18 protein-coding genes are annotated in these 26,481 nt (G+C 62.2%); 10 read left to right on the top strand and 8 right to left on the bottom strand.

All coding sequences use genetic code 11. The annotated features are described in order from the left end of the window. The first annotated feature begins 28 nt into the window (after positions 1-28). Complete coding sequence (gyrB, locus tag CYG48_RS15100) at positions 29-2,464, top strand: DNA topoisomerase (ATP-hydrolyzing) subunit B (RefSeq protein ID WP_118851126.1); 2,436 nt, start codon at positions 29-31, stop codon at positions 2,462-2,464. A gap of 91 nt (positions 2,465-2,555) precedes the next feature. Here the strand turns inward: gyrB and CYG48_RS15105 are convergent, their stop codons facing one another. Beyond that, positions 2,556-3,155 (bottom strand): nitroreductase family protein, encoded by a 600-nt coding sequence (locus CYG48_RS15105; RefSeq protein ID WP_118851127.1) that lies wholly within the window; start codon positions 3,153-3,155, stop codon positions 2,556-2,558. A 149-nt stretch (positions 3,156-3,304) separates the two neighbouring features. On the opposite strand from CYG48_RS15105, the gene CYG48_RS15110 reads away from it, so the two are divergent. From CYG48_RS15110 to CYG48_RS15150, 9 genes are all read left to right on the top strand, one after another. Further along, positions 3,305-4,147, top strand: coding sequence for a fumarylacetoacetate hydrolase family protein (locus tag CYG48_RS15110; RefSeq protein ID WP_118851128.1), 843 nt, complete (start codon positions 3,305-3,307; stop codon positions 4,145-4,147). A gap of 266 nt (positions 4,148-4,413) precedes the next feature. Further along, positions 4,414-5,652 (top strand): polyhydroxyalkanoate depolymerase, encoded by a 1,239-nt coding sequence (locus CYG48_RS15115; protein WP_118851129.1) that lies wholly within the window; start codon positions 4,414-4,416, stop codon positions 5,650-5,652. Positions 5,653-5,805: 153 nt separating this feature from the next. After that, positions 5,806-6,228 carry a DUF2852 domain-containing protein gene (locus tag CYG48_RS15120; RefSeq protein ID WP_118851130.1) on the top strand — a complete coding sequence of 141 codons (423 nt, stop codon included), beginning with the start codon at positions 5,806-5,808 and terminating at the stop codon, positions 6,226-6,228. Between the two features lie 108 nt (positions 6,229-6,336). Beyond that, positions 6,337-7,098 (top strand): M48 family metallopeptidase, encoded by a 762-nt coding sequence (locus tag CYG48_RS15125; protein WP_118851131.1) that lies wholly within the window; start codon positions 6,337-6,339, stop codon positions 7,096-7,098. Between the two features lie 531 nt (positions 7,099-7,629). Continuing rightward, entirely contained in the window at positions 7,630-8,286 is a 657-nt protein-coding gene (locus tag CYG48_RS15130) for a phosphoribosylanthranilate isomerase (protein WP_118851132.1), read from the top strand. Positions 8,287-8,298: 12 nt separating this feature from the next. Further along, a complete protein-coding gene (trpB, locus tag CYG48_RS15135; protein ID WP_118851133.1) occupies positions 8,299-9,519 on the top strand; it encodes a tryptophan synthase subunit beta in 1,221 nt (406 codons plus the stop codon). A 1-nt stretch (position 9,520) separates the two neighbouring features. Next, entirely contained in the window at positions 9,521-10,360 is an 840-nt protein-coding gene (trpA, locus tag CYG48_RS15140) for a tryptophan synthase subunit alpha (protein WP_118851134.1), read from the top strand. Between the two features lie 41 nt (positions 10,361-10,401). Beyond that, positions 10,402-11,298 (top strand): acetyl-CoA carboxylase, carboxyltransferase subunit beta, encoded by an 897-nt coding sequence (accD, locus tag CYG48_RS15145; protein ID WP_118851135.1) that lies wholly within the window; start codon positions 10,402-10,404, stop codon positions 11,296-11,298. A 28-nt stretch (positions 11,299-11,326) separates the two neighbouring features. Next, positions 11,327-12,679 (top strand): bifunctional folylpolyglutamate synthase/dihydrofolate synthase, encoded by a 1,353-nt coding sequence (locus CYG48_RS15150; RefSeq protein WP_199925155.1) that lies wholly within the window; start codon positions 11,327-11,329, stop codon positions 12,677-12,679. Between the two features lie 64 nt (positions 12,680-12,743). Here the strand turns inward: CYG48_RS15150 and trxA are convergent, their stop codons facing one another. The 7 genes from trxA to ahcY form a co-directional block, all read right to left on the bottom strand. Next, on the bottom strand, positions 12,744-13,064 hold the full coding sequence (trxA, locus tag CYG48_RS15155; RefSeq protein WP_118851136.1) for a thioredoxin: 321 nt from the start codon (positions 13,062-13,064) through the stop codon (positions 12,744-12,746). A gap of 70 nt (positions 13,065-13,134) precedes the next feature. Further along, entirely contained in the window at positions 13,135-16,692 is a 3,558-nt protein-coding gene (gene addA / locus CYG48_RS15160; RefSeq protein ID WP_118851693.1) for a double-strand break repair helicase AddA, read from the bottom strand. Then, a complete protein-coding gene (gene addB / locus CYG48_RS15165) occupies positions 16,685-19,894 on the bottom strand; it encodes a double-strand break repair protein AddB (RefSeq protein ID WP_118851137.1) in 3,210 nt (1,069 codons plus the stop codon). Before addB ends, addA begins: the two co-directional genes overlap by 8 nt. A 4-nt stretch (positions 19,895-19,898) precedes the next feature. Next, entirely contained in the window at positions 19,899-20,630 is a 732-nt protein-coding gene (locus CYG48_RS15170) for a nucleotidyltransferase family protein (protein ID WP_118851138.1), read from the bottom strand. A gap of 12 nt (positions 20,631-20,642) precedes the next feature. After that, entirely contained in the window at positions 20,643-22,154 is a 1,512-nt protein-coding gene (gene tsaE, locus CYG48_RS15175; protein ID WP_118851139.1) for a tRNA (adenosine(37)-N6)-threonylcarbamoyltransferase complex ATPase subunit type 1 TsaE, read from the bottom strand. Then, positions 22,151-24,730, bottom strand: a complete 2,580-nt coding sequence (locus CYG48_RS15180) for a PAS domain-containing sensor histidine kinase (RefSeq protein WP_118851140.1) — start codon at positions 24,728-24,730, stop codon at positions 22,151-22,153. The genes tsaE and CYG48_RS15180 overlap by 4 nt, the downstream gene beginning before the upstream one ends. 229 nt (positions 24,731-24,959) lie before the next feature. After that, on the bottom strand, positions 24,960-26,360 hold the full coding sequence (gene ahcY / locus CYG48_RS15185; RefSeq protein ID WP_118851141.1) for an adenosylhomocysteinase: 1,401 nt from the start codon (positions 26,358-26,360) through the stop codon (positions 24,960-24,962). Positions 26,361-26,481 lie beyond the last annotated feature (121 nt).

A 26,481-nucleotide genomic window follows, 5' to 3' on the forward strand; every position in this document is an offset into this window, starting at 1 on the left:
CGGCTCTTGAACGAATTGGAAGATACTGATGACCGATACACCCGTCAGCGAGAATGGCGCGAGTGCCGAATATGGTGCAGACTCGATCAAGGTTCTGAAGGGTCTGGACGCCGTCCGCAAACGCCCCGGCATGTATATCGGCGACACTGACGATGGCTCCGGCCTTCATCACATGGTCTACGAAGTCGTTGACAACGCAATCGATGAAGCGTTGGCCGGCCATGCTGACCTGGTGACGGTTACCCTCAACGCGGACGGTTCGGTTAGCGTCACCGACAACGGTCGCGGCATCCCCACCGACATCCATACCGGCGAGGGCGTATCAGCCGCCGAAGTTATCATGACCCAGCTGCATGCCGGCGGAAAGTTCGACCAGAACTCTTACAAGGTCTCCGGTGGTCTGCATGGCGTCGGCGTCTCGGTTGTCAACGCGCTCTCCGTCTGGCTGAAGCTGCGCATCCGCCGCAATGGCAAGGTGCACCAGATCTCGTTCACTCACGGCGTGGCCGATGCCCCGCTGGAAGTGGTCGGCGAATATGAAGGCCGCTCTGGTACGGAAGTCACCTTCCTCGCAAGCCCCGAAACCTTCACGATGACCGAGTATGACTACAACACGCTCGAGCATCGCCTGCGTGAACTGGCTTTCCTCAATTCGGGCGTTCGAATCCGGCTAACGGACAAGCGCAAGCCCGACATACGCGAAGAAGAAATGCTCTACGACGGCGGTCTGGAAGCCTTTGTGCGTTATCTCGATCGCTCCAAGAAGCCGCTCGTTGACAAGCCCGTCGCGATCCGTGGCGAAAAGGACGGGATCACCGTCGAAGTCGCGATGTGGTGGAATGACAGCTACCACGAGAACGTGCTCTGCTTCACCAACAACATCCCGCAGCGCGATGGCGGCACGCATATGGCCGGCTTCCGTGGCGCCCTGACGCGCCAGGTGACCTCCTATGCCGACACCTCCGGCATCACCAAGAAGGAAAAGGTGACACTGCAGGGCGAAGACTGCCGCGAAGGCCTCACCGCCGTTCTCTCCGTAAAGGTTCCGGATCCGAAGTTCTCATCGCAGACCAAGGACAAGCTTGTGTCCTCTGAAGTGCGTCCCGTCGTGGAAAGCCTCGTCAACGAAGCGCTGAGCACCTGGTTCGAGGAACACCCGACGGAAGCCAAGATCCTCGTTGGCAAGGTTGTCGAAGCCGCCGTAGCCCGCGAAGCGGCCCGCAAGGCGCGTGAACTGACCCGCCGCAAGGGTGTGCTCGACATCGCCTCGCTCCCGGGCAAGTTGGCGGACTGCTCCGAACGTGACCCGGCCAAGTCCGAACTCTTCCTTGTGGAGGGTGATTCGGCTGGCGGGTCGGCCAAGCAGGGTCGTTCGCGTGAAAATCAGGCCATCCTTCCGCTGCGCGGCAAGATCCTTAACGTGGAGCGCGCCCGCTTCGACAAGATGCTGTCCAGCCAGGAAATCGGCACGCTGATCACCGCGCTCGGCACCTCGATCGGCAAGGACGAGTTCAACGCCGACAAGCTGCGCTATCACAAGATCATCATCATGACGGATGCTGACGTCGACGGCGCCCACATCCGCACCCTGCTGCTCACCTTCTTCTTCCGCCAGATGCCGGAACTGATTGAGCGCGGCCATATCTATATCGCCCAGCCGCCGCTCTATAAGGTCAGCCGCGGCAAGTCGGTGCAGTACCTCAAGAACGAGGCGGCGCTGGAAGAATACCTGATCAGCATGGGTCTTGAGGAAGCGACGCTGACCGTCGGTTCCGGCGAAACCCGCGCCGGCCAGGACATGCGTGAAGTCATCCATGACGCGCTGCGCCTGCGCTCGCTGCTCGATGGCCTGCATTCGCGCTACAATCGATCGATCATCGAGCAGGCGGCGATCGCTGGCGCGCTCAACCCGGAACTCACCGACAATCCCGAGCGCGCCCAGCAGACGGCAGACGAAGTCGCTCGTCGCTTGGATATGATCGCCGAAGAGACCGAACGCGGCTGGACCGGTCATGTCACCGGCGAAGGTGGCCTCCGTTTTGAGCGCATGGTTCGCGGCGTCAAGGAAGTCGCCTTTATCGACGTCGCGCTGATAGGTTCTGCTGACGCCCGCTACATCGACCAGATGGCAGGCCGGCTGCAGGAAATCTACCGCACGCCGCCAGTCCTCAGCCGCAAGGAAGGCGACATCGAAGTCTCGGGTCCGCGCGCACTGCTCGACGCGATCTTTGCCTCCGGCCGCAAGGGTCTTTCGATGCAGCGCTACAAGGGCCTTGGCGAAATGAACGCCGAGCAGCTCTGGGAAACGACGCTTGATCCGAACGTTCGTTCGCTGCTGCAGGTGAAGGTCAACGACGCCACAGATGCCGATGGTCTCTTCTCACGCCTCATGGGCGATGAAGTCGAGCCGCGTCGCGAGTTCATCCAGGACAACGCGCTGAGCGTCGCCAACCTCGACATTTAAGCTCAAAGGGCGGCCGTCAGTGCCGCCCTTTCCGTTTCACGTGAATCTCCTGTGGACAGGATTCACGTGAAACACTTTGGTAAGACGTTCGTCAGGCTTCGCTGGTGAAACGGCCTTCGAAGGCGATCTCCGCCACCGGCTTTCGGTTGTTCGGCCTCTCCCGCTCCGCCAGATCCTCAGGCAACAGGCTCCGGTCGCCGATCTTGCCGATTGCCGCTGCCGCTTCTACCCGGTAGCCGTCCGGGATCCCGAGCAGTTCGACCGCCTTCTCCTTGTCGAAGCCTTCCATTCCATGCGCGTGGTAGCCGAGCTTCATCGCCTGGCAGATCACGGAGAACCAGGCAGCACCCGTGTCATAGGAATGAGTATAGGCGGTGCGGCGCTCGCCCGTACTCGTCAGCCGGTAAGTCTTGGAGATGACGAAGAGCAGCGCGCCCGCATTCTTCGCCCAGCGCTGGTTACCTTCTGTCAGGATCCCAAGCAGCACATCGAAAGCCGGTGTGCCGCGCAGGCCATAGACAAACCGCCACGGCTGGTTGTTGCCGGAGGAGGGCGCCCAATGCGCCGCATCCAGGATCGTCAGCATCGTCTCGCGGCTGACCGGCTCCCCGGTGAAAGCGCGTGGCGACCAGCGGTCGAGGAAGAAGGCATCAATCGGAAATTCTGAAACGCGCGTGTTGCTGCTGGTCATGCCGGTCCTCGCTCACTGGTGGTGCAAGGAAAAGGATAAGCCCGGCGTACCGCTTGGCAAGAGATGCGGGTTGCGCGACAGGCTTTGACGCGCGACAAGGAGGGGAGCATGTCCCATTCTATTTTTCGACGCAAGTGGAGGAACATCCTGTGAAATTGATGCGTGTAGGTCCAGCTGGACAGGAAAAGCCGGCAGCACTCGATAGCGACGGCAAGGTGCGCGACCTGTCGGGTCATGTGCCGGATATCGCCGGTGCGGCCATTTCGCCTGAAAACATCGCCAAGCTCGCGGCTTTGGATCTGAAGAGCCTGCCGGAACTGCAGGTTGATCGCATCGGCCCCTGCGTTGCCGGCACCGGCAAGTTCATCTGCATCGGCCTCAACTATTCCGACCACGCTGCCGAGACCGGCGCGACCGTTCCACCGGAGCCGATCATCTTCATGAAGGCCACCTCGGCCATCGTCGGTCCCAACGATGATGTCGTCATTCCGCGCGGCTCCGAAAAGACCGATTGGGAAGTCGAACTCGGCGTCGTCATCGGCAAGACTGCAAAATATGTCTCGGAAGACGAGGCGATGGATTACGTCGCCGGTTATTGCCTCACCAATGATGTGTCCGAGCGCGCCTATCAGTCGGAACGCGCCGGGCAGTGGACCAAGGGCAAGTCCTGCGACACCTTTGGCCCGATCGGCCCCTGGCTCGTCACCAAGGATGAAGTCGCCGATCCGCAGAACCTTGCCATGTGGCTCACCGTCAATGGCGAGAAGATGCAGAACGGCTCGACCAAGACCATGGTCTACGGCGTCCGCCACCTCGTTTCCTACCTCAGCCAGTTCATGTCGCTGCATTCGGGCGACATCATTTCCACCGGAACGCCCCCCGGGGTCGGCCTTGGCATGAAGCCGCAGCGCTTCCTGAAGCCCGGTGATGTCGTCGAGCTTGGTATCGAAGGCCTCGGCACACAGAAGCAGACTTTCGTCGCCGATCGATAAGATGAACACTCACCTGCCGGTAGCGGACGCCATCGGCAGGTCCTGCATCTCATTTTGCCCAGATGCATGTTGCGGAACCTTAAGCTCTGCATGCGATTGTAGAACTGACCGGTAGCTCTGGTTCAGTCCTGGAGGCAAAGCCGCCTCTGCTTCAATTTGCACTGCACAATAAAATGATGTTAGCCTCACAGTCGCCCGCTGCTGAACCGGTAGGTACAACCTCACCGTTCAATCCATTCCAAGAACTGGCAAAGGGTGGCACATCCATGTTCTACCAGCTTTACGAGATGAACCATGCAGCCGTCGCGCCTTTCCGGGCAGCGGCAGATGCCATGAAGTTCTTCTACAAGAACCCGCTCAATCCGCTGTCGCAGACGGAGTTAGGCCGCAGCATTTCCGCGTCGCTGGAGCTTTTCGAACGCGTCACCCGGCGTTACGGCAAACCCGAATTCGGTCTCCCGCAAACCGTTGTTGATGGCCAGCCCGTTGCCGTTACGGAAGAAATCATCTGGGCAAAACCCTTCTGCAATCTCCTGCACTTCCGCCGCGACCTGCCGGCCTCGCGACCGGCTGATGAAAAGATCCTCATCGTCGCGCCGATGTCTGGCCACTACGCGACGCTCCTGCGTGGCACGGTGGAAGCGCTTCTTCCACATGCCGATGTCTACATCACCGACTGGATCGACGCCCGCATGGTGCCGGTGGGGGAGGGCAGCTTCGACCTCGATGACTATATCGACTACCTCATCGAGATGTTGGCTGTGCTCGGCCCCGGCGCGCATGTGGTGGGCGTATGCCAGCCTTCGGTTCCGGTTCTGGCGGCCGTTGCCGTCATGGAAGACAGCAAGGATCCCGCGCTCCCGGCGACCATGGCGCTCATGGGCGGGCCGATTGATACCCGCATCAATCCAACTGCCGTCAACCAGCTGGCACAGGAACATCCGCTGGAATGGTTCCGCGACAACGTCATCATGACAGTGCCGTGGCCGCAGCCGGGCGTCATGCGCCACGTCTACCCTGGCTTCCTGCAGCTCTCTGGTTTCATGTCGATGAACCTCGACCGCCACCTCACGGCGCACCAGGAATTCTTCCAGCACCTCGTCAAGAACGACGGCGAGTCGGCAGAAAGGCACCGCGATTTCTATGACGAATATCTCGCCGTCATGGATCTCACGGAAGAGTTCTATCTTCAGACTGTGGACACCGTCTTCATCAAGCACGCGCTGCCGAAGGGCGAGATGATGCACCGTGAGACACGGGTCGACACGACCGCGATCCGCAACGTCGCACTGCTCACCATCGAAGGCGAAAACGACGACATCTCCGGCCTCGGCCAGACCAAGGCAGCGCACACCATCTGCACCAACATCCCGGATGAAAAGCGCATGCACTACATGCAACCGGATGTCGGGCATTATGGCGTGTTCAACGGTTCGCGCTTCCGCCGCGAGATCGCGCCGCGCATCATCGAGTTCACCCGCCGGCATGGCGTGAGCAGGACGTAAGCCGCGCGCACCATCCAAGGCCTGAAAACCTCTCCTATTTCAGCATCTTCTTGAATTTAATGTTCCGCCGTCTTGAACGCGGATCGTCGGCTCACCAAATCGAAAATAGTCGGGCTGGCATGAGGCCTTCCCGCTCTAGAACGAGGGTGACCTATGAATCAGTCTGCATTGATCCGTCCGGAATGGACGCCGGCCACCATTGCGCTCATGGTGCTTGGTTTCGTGGTATTCTGGCCTCTGGGCCTGGCCATGCTCGCCTACATCATGTTCGGCGACAGGCTCAACGGCTTCAAGCGCGATGCCAACAACAAGGCCGACCGCTGGTTTGCCGGCTGCCGCCGCGCGACCTCCCGCTACAACACGCATTTCACCACTGGCAACGTGGCTTTCGATGACTGGCGCAAGGCCGAACTCGATCGCCTCGAAGAAGAGCGCCGCAAGCTGGACGAAATGCGCGAGGAGTTCGACAACTACGTGCGCGAGCTTCGCCGCGCCAAGGACCAGGACGAGTTCGACCGCTTCATGCGTGATCGCAAGAACCGTCCCAGCGGCCAGAACCCGGTCGTTGACGTCTGACGGAAGTTGGATTCACGTGAAACAGGCGGAGTCTCTTCGCCAAGCCACCCCCGCCGGCGTTCTTGAACGCCGGCTTTTTTCTGCCCGTGAATCAGCTAAAACACATCCATGTTCGCGCTTCTCAAAAAACCGGTCCGTGCCAAGTCGAAACCGCCTGAAACGGTAAAGCGCACCCTGGACATTGGCAGCCGCACGATGCCGCTGACGATCCGCGAAAACCGCCGCGCCACGCGCATCACGCTGCGCATCGAGCCCGGCGGACGGGCACTTGCCCTGACCGTGCCAGCTGGTCTGCGCAAGCGCGAGATCGATGACTTCCTTGACCGCCACCAGGGTTGGCTGCTCACCAAGCTTGCCAAATTCTCCAGCGACAACGCCTTGAGCGATGGTGGCTTCATCCCGCTGCGCGGCGTTGCGCACCGGATCGAGCATACCGGAAACCTGCGCGGCTTGACCGAAGCGGTTTTGGTCGATGGCCAGCCGGTGCTGAAGGTCAGCGGCATGACGGACCATATGGGCCGGCGCCTCTCGGCTTTCCTGAAAAAGGAGGCCCGTCAGGACCTGGAGGCACTGGTGGCACGACATGCCGCTTCGATCCGCAAGCCGGTGAAGTCGCTCAGCATGAAGGATACCCGCAGCCGTTGGGGTTCCTGTTCCTGGGATGGCAATCTCAGCTTTTCCTGGCGCATCGTCATGGCGCCACCGCTGGTTATCGACTATCTCGCGGCCCATGAAGTGGCGCATCTCAAGGAAATGAACCACGGCCCGCAGTTCTGGGCACTCTGCGGTGAGCTCTGCCCACGCATGGACGAGGCCCGCAAGTGGCTGAAGCAGAACGGCTCGCAGTTGCACGCGATCGACTTCGGGTAGCGAGACTTTTGGACGGATCGCCGGCAGAAAGAGGGGCATCTGCCCCGCAAACATGACCATCCGACCCGTGGAAAATTTCGCATCCTGCCTCCAGCAACCTCAACCACTTAACGGAAAAACACCCCTCGGTTTTCCACGCCTCAACAACCCCCGCCTATAATGGCCTCGTTCCGCTTCGGCTACACCGGTCCGCATAACCGGCGAGGCGGGACCGGTGGTCCGGGAAGGCGCCCTTATGCAGGCGCCCGCCCGGAAGCTGCGCAGAAAATGGTCTGCCCCTGAACAAGGCGTGCGTGTGTCGCACACAACCCGGCCCACCAAGAACAACAAGAGGGGCCGCCGCAGACGGACCGGAGTTGCGCGGAAAAACACACTGAACGGGGCGCTGAGAGGTGTCACATAAAACTAAAACTTAAGAGGCAGCTTTCAGCGCCCCGGCCGAAATCAAAAATCCGAGATCGCCAAGGGTGGAGTCCGCCTGCCGCCTGATTTGCCTCGACTCCAACACGATTTCGTGCCACTCCGACGCCCATGAAGCCCGAAATCAAGATTTGTGGTTTGAAGACGCCCGACGCTGTTGAACGTGCCGTTGCTCGTGGAGCGTCCCACATCGGTTTCATCTTTTTCCCCAAGAGCCCACGCAACATTTCCCCCGAGGATGCGGCAGAACTCGCTGACCGGGTGCGCGGCCAGGTGAAGATCGTGGCCGTCACAGTGGATGCCGGCGACGAGGAACTCGATGATATTGTCTCGCTGCTACGGCCCGACATTCTGCAGCTCCACGGCCATGAAAGTCCGGAGCGGATCCTGCACTTGAAGGCGCTTTACGGCCTGCCGGTCATGAAGGCGTTTTCCGTCCGCGAAGCGGGCGATCTCGACCGGGTGGATCCCTTCATCGGCGTTGCCGATCGCTTTCTTTTTGACGCCAAGGCCCCGGCCGGTTCCGAACTGCCGGGCGGCAACGGCGTTTCCTTTGACTGGAGCCTCATGGCATCGCTTGACGAGAGCGTGGAATACATGCTTTCCGGAGGGCTGAACAAGGACAATGTCGCGTCTGCGCTCAGCTCCACCCGTGCAAGAGGTCTCGACATATCCTCCGGCGTGGAAAGCGCGCCGGGCGTCAAGGATCTTGGCATGATCGATGCGTTCTTTGACGCCGTAAACAGTTCGCGCCGCCAAAGCGCCTGAAGGAGATTGACAGTGAACGAGACGCCAAAACCGAACTCTTTCCGGTCAGGTCCGGACGAAGACGGCCGCTTCGGCATTTTCGGTGGCCGCTTTGTTGCGGAAACCCTGATGCCGCTGATCCTTGATCTCCAGGGCGAATGGGAAAAGGCGAAGAACGACCCGGCCTTCCAGTCGGAACTGGCCGAACTCGGCAAGCACTATATTGGCCGCCCGAGCCCGCTTTATTTCGCTGAACGCCTGACCGAACATCTTGGCGGTGCGAAGATCTATTTCAAGCGCGAAGAGCTGAACCACACCGGCTCCCACAAGATCAACAACTGCATCGGCCAGATCCTGCTCGCCAAGCGCATGGGCAAGACCCGCATCATCGCTGAAACCGGTGCCGGCCAGCATGGCGTTGCCTCGGCAACCGTTGCGGCGCGCTTCGGTTTCCCCTGCGTCGTCTACATGGGCGCAACCGATGTCGAGCGCCAGGCGCCGAACGTGTTCCGCATGAAGCTGCTCGGTGCCCAAGTGGTGCCGGTGAGTTCCGGCAACGGAACGCTGAAGGATGCGATGAACGAGGCCCTTCGCGACTGGGTCACCAATGTCGACGACACCTATTACCTGATTGGCACAGCGGCCGGCCCACATCCCTATCCGGAACTCGTTCGCGATTTCCAGTCTGTGATCGGCAAGGAAGCTCGCGAGCAGATCCTGGAGGCCGAAGGCAAGCTGCCCGACCTGGTGGTCGCAGCCGTTGGTGGCGGCTCCAACGCAATCGGCATCTTCCATCCGTTCCTGGATGATGATGGCGTCCAGATCGTTGGCGTCGAAGCCGGTGGCCGTGGCTTGCAGGGCGTTGAACACTGCGCCTCGATCACCGCCGGTGCGCCGGGCGTGCTGCATGGCAACCGCACCTATCTGCTGCAGGACCACGACGGCCAGATCCTCGAAGGCCACTCCATTTCGGCGGGTCTCGATTACCCGGGCATCGGCCCGGAACACTCCTGGCTGCACGATATCGGCCGCGTCCAGTATGTGCCGATCATGGACCAGGAGGCGCTCGATGCCTTCCAGCTCCTGACTCGCCTCGAAGGCATCATCCCGGCGCTGGAGCCGAGCCATGCGCTTGCCGAAGTGATCAAGCGTGCAGCCAGCATGCGCAAGGACCAGATCATCGTGATGAACCTCTCCGGTCGCGGCGACAAGGACATCTTCACCGTCGCCAAGATCCTCGGAATGGATATGTAATATGACTGCTCGTATGGATGCACGTTTCGCGGCGCTCAAGGCAGAAGGCCGCCCCGCTCTGGTCACCTATTTCATGGGCGGCGATCCGGATTTCGAAACCTCGCTCGGCATTATGAAGGCGCTGCCGGAAGCCGGTTCCGACATCATCGAGCTCGGCATGCCGTTCTCCGATCCTATGGCCGATGGGCCGGTGATCCAGATGGCTGGCCAGCGTGCGCTCGCAGCCGGCCAGACGCTTGCCAAGACGCTTGAGCTCGCCCGCGAATTCCGCAAGACCGACAACGACACGCCGATCGTGATGATGGGTTACTACAACCCGATCTATGTTCACGGTGTCGACAAGTTCCTGGATGACGCTCTGGCAGCCGGCATCGACGGCCTGATCGTTGTCGACCTGCCGCCGGAAATGGACGACGAGCTCTGCATCCCGGCGCTCGAAAAGGGCATCAACTTCATCCGCCTGGCGACGCCGACGACCGATGACAAACGTTTGCCCGCGGTTCTGAAGAACACCTCCGGCTTCGTCTATTACGTCTCGATGAACGGCATTACCGGTTCGGCCCTGCCGGATCCCTCGCTCGTGTCGGGCGCCGTCAACCGCATCAAGAGCCATACGGACCTGCCGGTCTGCGTCGGCTTCGGCGTCAAGACGGCTGAGCATGCAAGAGCGATCGGTGCTGCAGCCGATGGCGTCGTCGTCGGCTCGGCTATCGTTGCCCAGGTTGCCGGCAGCCTCACCAAGGACGGCAAGGCTGGCCCGGATACGGTCGCCTCTGTCGCCACCCTCGTACGTGGCCTTGCCACCGGTGTTCGTGCCGCACGTCTTGTCGCGGCTGAATAACCGGCCAACATAAAGCTAGAACAACAATCGGAGTAGAACCAGTGAACTGGATCACCAATTACGTCCGGCCGCGCATCAACTCCATGCTTGGCCGCCCCAACCGGGATGTTCCTGAAAATCTTTGGATCAAATGCCCGGAAACGGGCGAGATGGTTTTCCATAAGGATCTGGAAGAGAACAAGTGGGTCATTCCCGCCTCCGGTTTCCATATGAAGATGCCGGCCAAGGCGCGGTTGAAGGACCTGTTCGATGGTGGCGAATACGAAAGCCTGCCGCAGCCGAAGGTCGCCCAGGACCCGCTGAAGTTCCGTGACTCGAAAAAATACGTCGATCGCCTGAAGGACAGCCGCCTGAAGACCGAGCAGGAGGATACGATCCTTGCCGGTCTTGGCACCGTCGAGGGGGTGAAGCTCGTTGCCGTCGTGCACGAATTCAGCTTCATCGGCGGTTCGCTTGGCATGGCCGCCGGCGAAGCGATCGTAAAGGCCTGCGAACGCGCGCTTGCTGAAAAGTGCCCGCTGGTCATCTTCCCGGCCTCTGGTGGCGCCCGCATGCAGGAAGGCATCCTGTCCCTGATGCAGCTGCCGCGCACCACGGTTGCCGTCGACATGTTGAAGGAAGCAGGCCTTCCCTATATCGTCGTGTTGACCAACCCGACCACCGGTGGCGTCACCGCCTCCTACGCCATGCTCGGCGACATTCATATCGCGGAACCTGGCGCCGAGATCGGTTTTGCCGGCAAGCGCGTGATCGAGCAGACGCTGCGCGAAAAGCTGCCGGAAGGCTTCCAGACGGCGGAATACCTGCTGGAGCACGGCATGGTGGACATGGTTGTGAAGCGCCACGACATCCCGTCGACGCTTGCCCGCATCCTGAAGATGCTGATGCGCCAGCCGGCCGAGCAAGTAGCTCCGGCTCCGGTCGCCGTGAGCGCCTGAGCGAACGGCGAGATAGGCGGGCGGCGGAATGACGACCATGGGTGAAGCCGCGACGAGCGAAGCCGAACTGGAAATCGAAAGGCTGATGACCCTTCACCCGAAGGGTTTCGATCTTTCACTCGACCGCATCACGCGGCTTCTCGAGGTCCTCGGCAACCCGCACAGGAAAATGCCGCCGGTCATTCATGTGGCCGGCACCAACGGCAAGGGCTCTTTCACGGCCTTCTGTCGTGCGTTGCTTGAGGCGGGTGGATATGCGGCGCATGTCCACACCTCACCGCATCTCGTGCATTGGCACGAACGCTACCGGATCGGCGTCAAGGGCGGCCGCAGCCAGATCGTTGATGATGCGCTTCTGGCAGATGCGCTGCGTCGCATCGCAGCCGCCAACGCTGGCCAGGAAATCACGGTCTTTGAAATCCTGACGGCCGCGACCTTCCTGCTCTTCTCAGAACAGCCGGCCGATGTGGTGATCCTGGAAGTAGGTCTCGGCGGCCGCTTCGACGCCACCAATGTCATCACCGATCCCGCCGTTTCGGTCATCATGCCGATCTCGCTCGATCACCAGGCTTACCTCGGCGACCGCGTTGAACTGATCGCTGCCGAAAAGGCCGGCATCATGAAGCGCGGCCGTCCCGTGGTGATCGGCCAGCAGGAATTTGATGCCGCGCTCGATGTGCTGGTCTCCACCGCCGAACGGCTCGGTTGCCCGATGGTGGTCTATGGCCAGGACTTCTCGGCGCATGAGGAATTCGGCCGACTGATCTACCAGGACGAGTTCGGTCTCAACGACCTGCCGCTGCCGCGCCTGCCGGGCCGCCATCAATATGCCAATGCTGCCGCCGCGATCCGCGCCGTCAAGGCCGCCGGCTTCCCGGTGACCGAGGCGATGATGGAAGAAGCGATGGCGACGGTCGAATGGCCGGCACGCCTGCAGCGGTTGACCGAGGGCAAGCTCATCCAGCATGCCCCCGAAGGCGCCGAGATCTGGCTTGATGGCGGGCATAACCCGGCCGGCGGGGAAGTCGTGGCGGAAGCGATGGCCGCTTTTGAGGAACGCCAGCCGCGGCCGCTTTACCTCATCACCGGCATGATCAACACCAAGGATCCGGTTGGTTATTTCCGCGCCTTCGCGGATCTCGCCGAACATGTCTTCACCGTTCGCATCCGCGACAGCGAAGCAGCCCTTGATCCGGTGGCGTTGGCGCAGTCGGCTTTCGATGCGGGTCTGGTGGCGGAACCTGCCGCATCGGCCGAAGAAGCGCTGAAGGAAATAACCCGTCGCCAGCTGCCGGACGCCATGCCGCCGCGCATCCTGATCGGCGGCTCGCTTTATTTCGCCGGCAATGTGCTGGCAGACAACGGAACGCCGCCAACCTGACGGCACAAAAAAGCCCGGCTACCGAAAGGCAGCCGGGCTTTTTTGATTCGGAAGTCTTGCCTGATCAGGCAGCGTTGGAAATCCACGCAGAAAGCGCGGTCTTCGGAGCGGCACCAACCTTGATGTCAGCCACTTCACCGCCCTTGAACATGGCGAGCGTCGGGATCGAGCGGACACCGTACTGGGCGGCCAGATCCGGGTTCTCGTCGATGTTGAGCTTGACCACCTTCACCTTGCCGGCGAGTTCGGTGGAGATTTCCTCCAGGCTCGGGCCGATCATCTTGCACGGACCGCACCATTCAGCCCAGAAATCCACCACAACAGGCTCGGCGGAATTCAGGACCTCAGCCTGGAAATTGTTGCTGTCGACTTTCACGGTAGCCATGGGGCTCTCCTTAACAATTCTGTTGACCCAAATGTGAGACCGAGCCCCACGCATTTCAATGACCGTCATCTCACTTTGTTTTGAGTTCGGCAAGCGAGCGCGCCATGAGCTCCGGCGAGAGCGATATCACTCCACCGGTTTCGGTATAGACCAGCAGGCATTCGATGTCCTTGCCCGGGTAAAGGGGGCGCAGGATCTCCCGGTAGATCGCAAGCTGTGCCCGATGCGCCAGCGGCACCTGTTCGGCATCGCGCGGCGGCGTGCGATTGGTCTTGTAGTCGAGCACGATCACCCGATCGTCGGTGACCACCAGCCGGTCGATCCGTCCCGAAATGGCGTAATCGCGGCCTTCAAGCGCAAGCGTGCCCATGATCGAGACTTCCGCTTGCCCGCGTTCGGAAAACACCAGGTGAAGCGCCGGGTTGGAGAGCACCGACAGCACGCATTGAACGAGCGTTTCCCGCTCGGCCGCAGGCCAGAAACGCGCTGCCCGTTCCGCGTAACGATAAGCTGCGGCTTCGCGCTCGGCATGGGGGAACTCGGCCAGCATCTGCAGCATGCGGTGCACGAGCCGGCCCTTCTGGGCCGCAAGTCCCGCACGTTCCTTGGTGCTGAACAGCGGCGAGGCGTAGACCAGATCATCCGGCTCGTCATCGATCATGGTGCCGGCACCGGAAGGGCTCAGCGGCCTCGGCAACATCTTCTGCGGCGGCAGCGGCCGAGACAGTGCTGCCGGCAGGGGTGGCGCCGTCACCGGTGCCGTCTCCCTGCTTTCGGCCTTGCTTGCCCGTGTGTCGGATGAAGCCGGGAGCCGCCACTTGAAGCCGCTCCACTGGCCGTCCTTGTCGGTGAAGTCGGTCGGGCTGCAGCGGTACTCGTCCGCCGCCAGGGCCTTCGAGATCATCGACTGCCAGGTGCCCGGATTATCGGTCTTGCCGCGGTAACCGCAAACGATCAGCCGGTCGGCCGCCCGCGTCATGCCGACATAAAGTAGTCGGCGATATTCCTCTTCGGTGGCGGAGCGTATGCGGGTGTCGTCGGCTACGGTGAGTGCATTCGTCAGCGTCTTGCCCGGCACCCAGGCTGGCACTTCCTGCCCATCGATCCGCAGCAGCCGAAGCTTTGCGACATGCGAGGAGATGAAGGCCTTCGAACCGCTGTCGACCAGGAATACCACTGGCGCCTCAAGCCCCTTCGAGGCATGCACGGTCATGATCCGCACTTCGTTGCGGCCGGCATCCTGCTCGCGCTTCACCTCCGGTGATTCGATCTCGAGCGTCGAGATGAAGGCCTGCAGCCCGGGCAAGCCGCTGGTTTCGTGGTCGAGCGCGAAGGTGAGGAACTCATCGAGAATGTCGCCGGCTTCCGTGCCAAGCCTTCCTAGGAATTTGCGACGCCCGCCGTATTGACCAAGAATCCGGGCAAAGAGATCGTGCGGACTGAGCTGCCGCGACAGCGCCAGCAGGTGCTGAAGCCGCTCTGCGGCATCTCGAAAACGCAGCGGCTGATCTTCCGCCAAGCGGTTCAGCGCCTCCCAGGCGCTGGTCTTGTCCGGACGCCGCGCTGCAACCTCGAAGACATCCTCTTCCGACAAGTTGAAGAGGGGGCTCTTCAGCAGGGCGGCGAGCGAAAGATCATCCTGCGGCAGGAGCAGGAAGCGGCCAAGCGCCAGCAGGTCTTGCACCGCGATATGGCTCGTCAGCCTCAAGCGGTCGGCACCGGCCACGGGAATATTGTCGCGCCGTTTCAGCGCCCGCGTCAGCGCATTGACGAAGGCATCGCGCTTGCGAACCAGCACCAGGATGTCACCAGCCTCGATCGGCCGCTCGACACCCTTCTCGATGATCGTCTCGTTTCCGATCATCTCGCCGATGCGGTTGGCGATGCGGGACGCAAGGATCGCGGAGGGCGCCTTGTCGGGCGTTGCGTCGAAGGGTGCGGTCCAGTCTTCGTCCTGGTCGGATGCTTCGGGAACGATGACATCCCAGAGATCCACCGCACCGGGATGACCCATGCGGTTCGAACGGTGCTGCACCGGGTCGCCGGTGGCGCTCAGTCCACGGGCATTGTCCTCCAGCGCAAAAACCTGGTCGACGGCGGCGAGCACATCCGCCGTGGAGCGGAACGAAAGCGGCAGGCGGACAGGATGGAAGGCTTGACCGCTGGCCCGCACCCGTTTTTCTGTCTCGCTCCGCTCTTCGGCAAACCGCTCCGGCCGGGCACCCTGGAAGGAATAGATCGACTGCTTTTCATCCCCGACGGCGAAGATCGTGCGGCGCGTGTTGCGAGCGCTGGCGCCGGAATAGAAGTCTTCCGCAAGCGACTTGATAACGGTCCATTGGACCGGGCTCGTGTCCTGAGCCTCGTCAACCAGGATATGGTCGATGCCCTGGTCGAGCTTGTAATGGACCCAGGCACCAACGCCGTCACGGGTCAGCAGATCGGCCGTTCGGGCAATCAGGTCCTCGAAGTCGAGCAGGCTGCGCTGCTTCTTCAGGTCCTCGTAGTCGTCGTTGAGGCGCTGCGCCAGCGTCAGCGCCGCCTTTGTGGCGCCGAACATGCGGATCAGGCGCAGGCGATCGCGGCAGCCGACCACGTGGGATCGGGCAGCGTCCACGGCATCCGCCAGTTCGGGCGCCATGGTCAGCATCGCCTTGGCAACAAGCGAGGAATCCGCCTTTGGTTTGCCTTCACGGGTAAGGAAGATCTGGTCGAGGTGTTGTGCGCGCTTGAACACGTCAGGCTCGCGCATCACCAGTCGCAGGCCGTATGCAACCTCGGTCGCCTTGGCGCCGCCCTTCTGGTCGGCAAGCGAAAGATAAAGATCAAGCGTGATGCCGGAAAGGCCGGGCAGGGGCCAGTAGGAGGCCGCGACGCTATCTTCGGTGTCGGCCGGATCAAGACCGTAGGCGCGCTTCAGCTCGACGCCCAGACCGCCCTGCTGCTCCGCCTGCGCAATGAAATGTCGCAGCGCGGTGCGGTTGGCGATGATGTCGGAAAGCAGGGTTTCGAGCCCGAACTCATCGCCGAGATCCAGCACATGCGCAAAGGCTTCCGCAAGTTCCGGGTCTTCCTCGGCGGACGAGGCAGTCAGCAGCGAACGCCGCGCTTCGGCGAGAAGTGCTGCCGCGGCGCGATCATCCAGCACCGAGAAATGCCCGGCGACGTTGGCCTCGAGCGGAAACTGGTGCAGCAGCGCTTCGCAAAAGGCGTGGATGGTCTGGATCTTCAGCCCGCCTGGCGTCTCCAGCGCCTTGGCAAACAGCCGCCGTGCTTCGGCAAGCTTTAGCGAATCCGGCTCAATACCTTCAATATCCTTGATCCGCTGCCGCAGCTCTGCATCCGAAAGCACCGTCCATTCCGACAGCCGCTGGAAGACGCGGTTGGACATTTCCGACGCTGCGGCCTTCGTATAAGTGAGGCACAGGATCGCCGAGGGACGGCAGCCCGAGAGCAGAAGGCGGATGACGCGCTGGGTCAGCACATGCGTCTTGCCCGAGCCGGCATTGGCCGACACCCAGGCGGAGCTTGCGGGATCAGAGGCGAGCGACTGCTGCCGCGTCGTCCAGTCGATCCAGCGGATCGGATCATCGTCTTCGGGAAGCGGGGGAGGTGGAAGCTCACTCATCGGCATCAACCTCATTGTCCTCGTCTGCTGTCGACCATTCCGCGACGCGGGCAAGGTGATCATATTCGCCGCCGAAATCGCCTTGCGCGAAGGGTACGAGGCGCGATGCGAATCCGGCTTCGCCGCTCCGAAGCGTCACGACGAAGCGCGTCAGCTGCTCGAGCGATTCCTGCGCGAGGTCGAGCGCCGATTTCGGCTGGCGTTTGGCGGTGGCAGAGGCGCCCTCGTTGTTGACCTTGTCCTCCCGGAACCGGTCTCCCGGACGAAGGCGCACGTAGATGAGGTTTTCCGGCGTCAGCGCGTCCAGGTTCCGGAAGGCACCGGCGCGCAGAGCGGCTGCTTCAAGCGCAAGCTGCGGATCGAGCAGCGACCGCGCCTGGGAAACCGAGGGGCTGAGGCCGGTCTTGTAATCAACGATATCGACAAGACCGGAACCCTTGATGTCGATGCGGTCGGCGATACCGGTGACGCGGATGCCGGCGACGGGCACATCCCAGCCGGCGCCGACTTCCGTCAGCGTCCGCCGAATGTCGTGGGCTCGAGCGGCTTCCCAATCAAGGAAGGCGCGAGCGACTTCCCAAAAACGTGGTCGCCAGACCCGGTCGATATGAATCGGCAACTGTTCGGCGTCGAAGAGCTCTTCCATGATCTCCCGCATCGCCTCCTTCGCCGCCGGCGTGCCTGGCTTGTGGCCCTGCCGGGTATAGCGGTCGATGATGGCGTGATAGAGCGTGCCGCGTTCCGAGGCGCCGGGGTCGGAATTGAACGGGTCGATTGGGTCGAGCTTCAGGATGCGGCGGGCATAGATGGCATAGGGGTCGCGCCGCAGGCGTCCGACCTCGCTGAAGGAGTATTTCACCGGCTGCAGATCAGCCGGCGGCTTTGGCGCCGGTCGCTTGGCGCCGGGCTGGTTTTCACCGGCATCGACCGCTGCCGCCCAATGCCGGTACTGCTCGCCACGGCCCTTGAGTTCGTCGGCAAAGGTTTTGCCGCCAAGCGCCAGCAAGCGCTGCAGCCAGCGCGACGCGACCGTTGGTGTCGAGCCTTGGCGCAGCGCTCGCGACAGGATGAGCCGTCGCATGCCGCACGCCATTTCGAAGTCATGCGCCAACTGCCCGATGCGCCGTTCGGGTGGCTCAAGGCCGATATCGGTCTTCATCGTGCGTGACAGGAACGGGTTGTTGACCGTCTGGCCCGGCCAGGAACCTTCGTTCAACCCGCCGAGGATCATCGTGTCGACGGTCTGCAGCCGCGCTTCAAGCGTGCCGAAGATGAACACACGCGGATGGCTGAGCGCGCGTGGTTTCACCGCTTCGCCCGTGGTCAGCGCCATGACGATGTCGATCCATTGCGGACCGTCTGCCTCGATCTGCCCATCGGTCTCGATGACTTCGGCAAGCATGCCGGCCAACCGTTCGCCGGCCTCTCCGGACCACAGCGCGGCAAGGCTGCCGTTCTCATCGATGCAAAGCGCCTCCAGCGCCCGGCCCGTGCGCTCGGCCCATTCCGACAGCGTCAGCTTGGTCGTCAGTCCCCGGCCATCGGGGCGGCGGGTGACAAGCGCGGAGATCAGTGGTTCGGCGGCAGCAGCTAGGCGCCTGGCAAGATCGCGCGCCCGTGCCGGCGCTTCTTCATCTAGAGCCAGCCGCCATTGCGGCGTGTGCCGGTCGGTCTTCTGCTGGGCAAGCCGTGTCTCCAGCAGCGGCTCCAGCGTGCCGAGATCCATGTCGCCCAAACCGCCGCGCAGCGCGAGGATTTCAAGCGCTTCGACGGCCGGGCAGATCGCGTCAGCAGGCAGGCCAACCCGCAGCAGCGGATGCTTCATGAGCGCAACGATCGCCACTGGATCACCGGGGCGCAGTGCTGCTTCGAGAAGCAGCTGCACCAGAGTCCCCTGTGGCGTGCCGGACAGCGGTGAACCGGCGGTATCGTCGGCGACCACGCCGAAACGGGCAAGTTCAGCCGTGACGCGCCGCGCGAGCGCGCGGTCAGGGGTGATCAACGCCGCTCGCGTTTCGCCGCCATCGGCGCCCGGTTCCTCAAGCGCCAGCCGAAGCGCAATGGCGATGGCAACGGCTTCCTCGCGTTCGTTGGCCGCCTCGATCAGCGATACATCGGCGAAGGCTGCGCGAAGCTTCTCGAGATCGACGTCGTCGCGCCAGGTGCTCCAGCGATCCGTTGCCTTGGCGGGAACCAGCGCCTGCGAGATGGTCTCTGCGCGGAATTTCAGATCGGAAGGGACGTCGCCCAGCAGCACAACCTCGCTGCGATCGACGCCAAGCCGGGTCAGGAGGCGCCAGAGCCCGAACTGGGGGTGGCTGCGGCTCGGTGGCTCGGCGCGCCCGTCCAATGTCTCCTCGCCGATCAGCGCCCACTGATCGGCCGGCATGGCGAGATCAAGCCCGGGAAGCACGACTGCGCCTTCCGGCAGCCGGGAGATCGCCGCGATCAGCTCAGCCGCCGCCGGGATGGAGCCGGTGGAGCCGGCCACGATTATTGGGCCCTTATGCGTTTTGGTCGCAATGCGGCGTGACTCACCGCGCAGAATTGCCGCCTGGTGCCGAGCCGGCGAGGAGCGGCGCAGCTCTTCCAGGCGCGCCGGCCAAAAGGCGCTGGCGATCGACAGGAATTCGGCCGTCAGCTGCCACCAGAGGGCATGCTCCTCTGTGTTGAGGTTCTTCAGGTCCGCCCAGTCGCGCTCTTCGGTTTCGATCGCGTCTATGAGTTCGGCAAGCGCCCGCGCAAGCCAGATGGCGTCGGCCGGACTGGCCGGTGCGATCAGCGGTGACTGCGAGTGGATGTCGAGGACGACCTGGGGAAGCTGGTTGCGCCAGGCAAGAATCAGGCGGCCAAGCTCGAGCAGACGGGCCGTGCCACCGATCGGCAGGGCAAGATCCATCTCTTCCGGCGCGACCAGGTCGAAATAACCGCTGTCGTCATCGGTTTCACCGAGCGGCCGGATGACCGGCAGGATCGCGGAGCGGCCGCCGAGGAGATCGACAAACTCCGAGCGCAGCACGCGGGCCGCGCGCCGGGTCGGCACGAAGATCGTGACATCGGCCAAGGAAAGCGGATCGGCCGGATCATAGTGGAAGGTTTCGACAAGCTCGCCGTTGCAGAGCGTGGCGGCGAGCGTCTTGAGGAAAGGCGCGCCTGGCGGAATGGTGAAAACGCGGGGAAGGTGTCTCGTCGCCTCGGCCATCAGGTCACGCTGACGCCCGGAGCCGCCGGATCGTCGCCTCCGCTTCGTCCACGGCTTCGGGCGTGCCGACCGTCAGCCAGTGGCCATCCATCATCATGCCGTAGAGGCGGCCGCGGGCGATCGCCTTGTCAAAATAAGTGTTGATGTTGAACGGCTCGCGTGGCGCGTCATCGAGGAATTCCGGCTTCATGGCGAAGGCACCGGCATAGACCACCGGGTTCGACGGGTCGTCGCGAAAGCGGGTGAGCTTGCCATCCGGCCCCATGCTGAAATCATTGACGCCGTTGTGACCAGTGGTGTTTTCGATGCGGATGCAGAGCATCGCCATGTCCATGCGGTCCGGGTCGAAGAATTGCGCCAGCCGCTGCAGGTTGCTTGGACCCTCTTCCGGCTCGCCAACCCAGAACAGGTCGGCATTCATCACGAAGATGGTGTCGCGGCCAAGCTGGGTGATCCCCTTGACGATGCCGCCGCCGTTGTTGAGCAGCGCGTCCCGTTCGTCCGAGATCAGGATCTCCAGCCCCTCATACGCCTTGAGGTGCGCCTCCATCTGGTCCGCGAAATGGTGGACGTTGACCACCGCCCGTTCCACGCCCGCCTGCTTCAGCGAATCGAGCACGTAGTCGATCATCGGCTTGCCGCCGATCTTCACCAGCGGCTTCGGCATCGTATTGGTGATCGGGCGCATGCGGGTCCCAAGACCTGCGGCCAGCACCATGGCTTCTTTGATGATCATCGAACTCAGCGTCTATGATTCGGGAAGTTGTATTCCAGACCTGAGACACCAATCCCGCAAGGGGGCAAGCACTTCATGGCGAAGGGCTGTGGATAGATGGCGAAGCGTCCGGGGCATGTGCTTCAGGTAGCCCGGTTTGCCGTCGCGCTGCAAGAGCCGCACCCAGAGGCCCGCGAGCTTGCAGTTTCGCTGCGCCGCCATGATCGCCCAGGCCTTCATGAATGTCTTTTCGTCGAAAGGGCCAAGCGAGCGGCGTAGCGCCACGTAATCGACCATCAACTGGTCGGCGAGCGGCTTCGGGATATCGACACGGGCGTCCTGAACAAGCGAGGCGAGGTCATAGGCCGTTGGGCCGATCATCGAATCCTGGAAATCGATGAGGCCGACGCGCCGCACGCCGGATTCGTTCGGGCGCCATATGATGTTGGGGGAATGGAAGTCGCGCAGCAGCAGGTTCTTTTCCGTATCGGCCAGCTCTGCGATCAACCCGTCCCAGATCGAAAGGTATTCGGCACGTTCCTCCTCAGTCGCCGGGGCGCCACGTTTCCAGGGCAAGTGCCAGTCAAGAAGGAGGCGCGCCTCCATCTTCATCGCCGTGGCGTCGAAATTGGGGATATGGTGCACATGCCCGTCGCCGACTGGCAGATCCTGCTGCATTTCGTGGCTGTGCAGGTAACCGAGACAGACCACAGCTTCGCGGTAACGATCGGCGATCGGCTGGCCAGCTTCATCCACCACGCCCTCGTCGCCGAGGTGCTCCATCAGCAGGATGCCTTGCGCGTAGTCGGTATGGAGTATTTTAGGCGCCGCGAGCCCCAGTTCGCGCAGGTATTCATCGACTGCCACGAAGGGATAGGGGTCGAGCGCCAGATGCACGACCTTGGGGTAAGGCTTGCCATCAAGCACGGCGGGCCCTTCCGGCGGGTGCGGCCAGTCCATCAGGACCAGCGTTTCGCCAGCCTCCGTGGTGATCGTCTCGTAGGCGCGGGTGGATGCGTCGCCGGTAAGGAAGCGGCGCCTAGCGTGTGCGTAGCCGTGCTGCTCAAGGAAGGCGCGGATCGCCAGCACCCGGCGGATGCGCTTCATCTGCGCGTCAGGCGCCGTGATCGTCGCGACCCTTCCGTTAGCCTGGTGCTCCAGCTTCAGGGAGATGCGTGCTGCAGGCAGAAGCTCGTCCGCCATTTCCGGCCATTCGATCAGGCAGATGCCAGAGGAGAGGGCTTCATCGAAGCCCAGCTCATCGAGTTCCGACGCGTCGCCCAGCCGATAAAGGTCGAAATGGGCGACCGGGAGCCGCAGGTCATAGGCCTGGACCAGGGTGAAGGTGGGGCTCGGAACCTCAAGCTCCAGATCGTCGGCCAGCGCCCGCAGGAAGGCGCGCGCGAAGGTGGATTTGCCGGCGCCGAGATCACCCGACAGGGCGATCCAGTCACCCTTGCCGAGTGCAAGCGCCAAGTCCTCGCCCAGGCGAATGGTCTCGGCCTCGTCGGCGAGAAAAAGCGAAAGAGGCTCAGCGTCGGTCATTCGGCGGCGATGGAGCGCACCGCGGCGCCGCTCGGGATCCGGCAGGTGACGGTGGTGCCCTGGCCGGGCTTGCTGTCGATGACCACGTCGCCGTTATGCAGGTGCACAAAGCTTTCAACGATCGAGAGACCCAGACCGGCGCCGCTGCGCTTGCCGCCGCGACTGTTGGCGGAGAAGCGGTTGAACACCGTCTTCAGCATGTCTTCGGACATGCCGGGGCCCTTGTCGGTCACCGAGAAATAGACTTCCTTCGGGTTGCGCCAGCAGTTCAGCGTGATGGTCGACCCTTCCGGCGCGAAATTGGTCGCATTCGTCAGGAGCTTCAGCAGGATCTGCTTGAGGCGCTGCTCGTCCGCGACGATCATGCCGAGGCCCGCCTGGGCAGTGATCGCAAGATTGACCCCGTTTTCGTGCAGCCGGTCGGCGATCTGCATGGCGACATCATCGAGCAGGTCGTCGATCGCCATCTCGGATAGCTGAAGTTCCATGATGCCCGCATCGACCGTCGCAAGGTCGAGGATGTCGTTGACGATGGTGAGCAGCACCGAGGACGAGGTCGAGATATGGTCGATATATTCGGCCTGGCGCTCGTTGAGCGGGCCGACGCCTGGCGTCTTCAGGAGGTCCGTGAAGCCAATGATGTTGGTGAGCGGAGAGCGCAACTCGTAGGAGACGTGCTGTACGAAATCGTTCTTGATCTCGTCGGCCTTCTGCAGCGCCTCGTTCTTTTCCTTCAGCGCCCGTTCGGCGCGTGCACTCGCCGTCGTGTCGACGAAGGTCAGCATGGTCTGCGCATTTGGCAGCGGGATCGCGGCGTAATCGAGGATCAGGCCGGAATACAGCTCGAACGTACCCTGCAGCGGGATGCGCGCATCGTTGAACGTCGTCAGCATCTGGCCGAAGCGGCGCCAGCCGTCCGGCTGGTCGTAGGACGGCGCGCAGGCGGCTTCGATCGCCTTGATATGGGTGCCGGGCTTGGCCTGTTCCGCCGTGATGCCCCAGAGCGCCCTGAAGGCGGGGTTGGAAAGGCGGATGCGTCCGTCCGGACCGAACACGGCGACACCTTCGGACAGGTGGTCGATCGTTTCGCCCTGGACCTGCACCAAGGTGTTGTAGCGCGTTTCGAGATCCACCTGTTCGGTGAGGTTTTCGAACACCCACGTTGCGCCACCTTGCGGATGGGCGGTGGCGATGACACGCAGCGTCTGGCCGTTGGGGAGGTGCCAGAGGTCGGTCTGGGTTTCGGTCGAGCGATAGACGGAAAGGGCGGAATCCTTCCAGCTGCGCCAGTTCAACTGTTCCGGCAGCTTTCCGTCGCTGCGCAGCTTGTCGAGAAGCTCGCCGTTGTCAGGCCTGGAATCGAGGAAGGGCAGTGTCAGCCCCCAGAGCTGTACGAAAGCCTGGTTGTAGAATTGCAGCCGGCGTTCGCCATCAAAGATCGCGACAGGCGTGCCCAGGTGATCGAGCGTCTCCGCGTGGCTTTTCAGCGTGCGCTTCAGCTCCTCGCGCACGGCTTCCGCCTCGGAGACATCAGTTGCCATGCCAGCCGAGCCGCCCGGCACCACGACATCGATGACGTCGAAGACGGTGCGGTTGCCATGCACTACGGTCGACACGCGATCATGGAAGGGCGAAGCCGGGGTAGCGGTCGCCTTGATCTTCTCGCGGGCGATCGTGCCGAGGAATTCGCGGCCCTCTTCGATGACATGTTCGGGCGTGGATGCTTCCACCGCTTCGCCATAGGCATGGTTGACCCAGGTCAGCTTGCCCTGTGCGTCACGCCGCCAGACCGGCTGTTCGATCGCGTCGAGCAGGGAGTGGAACATGGAGATGGAGGTGGTGAGCCGCTCGCGCTCGATCTTCAGTTCGGCCAGTTCGGCGCGAAGGTTGTTGAGCGCCAGGAAGCGCACGAAAGCCTTACCGCCGGAAACGCGGCCCTGAACTTCGAGGATTTCGTCACGGTTCGTCTCAACGACGGTATCGAAGGTGCGGGCTTCGTTGCGCAGCGCCTCGATCAACTTCTCCAGTTCGCCCGCCGATGCAGGGCGCAGCCAGCGACCAAAAGCCAGGAAATCGCGATCGCTCTGCGGCGCACCGGTTTCAACCGGCAACTGGCCAAGGAATTCGGGCTTCGAGGAGCCGCTTTCCCACACGACGATGCGCCGGTTCTTGTCTGCGATAAGAGCCTCGTACTTGGAGATCCGCTGCTGAGCGTCGGAAAGCGCGCTGCGGATTTCCTGGCTTTCGGCGGTGAGATTGCCGCGCTGACGCACCAGCCAGACCGACGAAAGCAGGGCAGCACCCAATGCGCCGAGCACGACGGAGGAGACGATGACTTCGGTAGAGGAGAAAAGGCGGACAGCGGCGCTGCCGGACTGCTGCGCGAGCGCCCCCGTCGCCAACCCGGAAAAAGCCGTACCTGATAGAAAGGCGCTGGCAAACAACGCCAGACGCTTTGCCTTGCCGCTCACCGAGCCCTCAACCGTGTCGCCACAGGAAGGTCCCGTTGTCTTCGCGCTAGCGTCCCCGCAAGAAGGATCGGCCTGCTGAAACAGGCTCATTTTTTTTACCGACATACCGGTCTGTCTCCGTCCAATTGCCGCTCATCGACAAGACATACCATACCGTGCCTTGCCCCGAGCCGGACGACCGAAGGTTTCGGACGTCGATTTCAGGAAAGTCACGAATCAACGTGAAAAGGATAACTGCTGAGGAAAAAGCCGGGAAGGGAGGCGGCCAAAAAAGAAGCCGCAGCTTTTGTCAAGGCTGCGGCTGTCTATATGTTGTGGATTAACCGGCTAGCGATTAGTACCGGTAGTGTTCAGCCTTGAACGGACCTTCCGGCGAGACGCCGATATAGGCGGCCTGCTCCGGCGAAAGTTCGGTCAGCTTCACGCCGAGCTTGGCGAGGTGGAGGCGAGCGACCTTCTCGTCGAGGTGCTTCGGCAGGATATAGACCTCGTTCTTGTACTGGCCCTGCTTCGTGAAGAGCTCGATCTGGGCGAGCGTCTGGTTGGTGAACGAAGCAGACATGACGAAGGACGGGTGGCCGGTGGCGTTGCCGAGGTTCAGCAGGCGGCCTTCAGACAGCAGGATGATGCGGTTGCCCTTCGGAAACTCGATCATGTCAACCTGCGGCTTGACGTTGGTCCACTTGAGGTTCTTGAGAGCCGCAACCTGGATCTCGTTGTCGAAGTGGCCGATGTTGCCGACGATCGCCATGTCCTTCATCGCGCGCATGTGCTCGATGCGGATGACGTCCTTGTTGCCGGTGGTGGTGATGAAGATGTCGGCGGTCGAGACAACGTCTTCCAGAACGACGACTTCAAAACCGTCCATGGCGGCCTGCAGGGCGCAGATCGGGTCAACTTCCGTGACCTTGACGCGTGCGCCGGCGCCGGCGAGCGAAGCGGCCGAACCCTTGCCCACGTCACCGTAACCGCAGACGACGGCAACCTTGCCGGCCATCATCACGTCGGTGCCGCGGCGGATGCCGTCAACCAGCGATTCCTTGCAGCCGTACTTGTTGTCGAACTTCGACTTGGTGACGGAGTCGTTGACGTTGATTGCCGGGAACGGGAGGAGGCCCTTCTTGGAGAGCTCGTACAGGCGGTGAACGCCGGTGGTGGTTTCTTCGGTCACACCCTTGATGGCGTCGCGCTGCTTGGTGAACCAGCCGGGCGAGGCCTGGAGGCGCTTCTTGATCTGCGCAAACAGGATTTCTTCTTCTTCCGAACCCGGGTTCGACAGCACGTCTTCGCCGGCTTCGGCGCGGGCGCCGAGCAGGATGTACATGGTGGCGTCGCCGCCATCATCGAGGATCATGTTGGAGAAGCCGCCGTCGGACCACTGGAAAATCTTGTCGGTGTATTCCCAATATTCGGTGAGCGACTCGCCCTTCACGGCGAAGACCGGGATGCCCGCAGCAGCAATCGCAGCGGCAGCGTGATCCTGGGTGGAGAAGATGTTGCACGAGGCCCAGCGGATATCGGCGCCGAGTTCCTTCAGCGTCTCGATCAGGACCGCTGTCTGGATGGTCATGTGAAGCGAACCGGAGATGCGAGCACCCTTGAGCGGCTTCGATTCACCGAATTCGGCGCGGCAGGACATCAGGCCCGGCATTTCTGTTTCGGCGATATCCAGTTCCTTGCGGCCGTAGTCGGCAAGGCTGATATCGGCGACGATGTAATCTTTTTCTGCGCTCATAAAGCTCTCCTTGTTCAGTTGCCGCACGAGGCTGGCAGCCGAGAAACCGCACGACCCGCCGTCAGCGGCGGAAGCTGGAGGCGGTTTAGCAGGGTTCCCGCCAACTGGCAACGGGACATAA

The organism is Neorhizobium sp. SOG26, assembly GCF_003491345.1.
Classification (GTDB): domain Bacteria; phylum Pseudomonadota; class Alphaproteobacteria; order Rhizobiales; family Rhizobiaceae; genus Neorhizobium; species Neorhizobium turbinariae.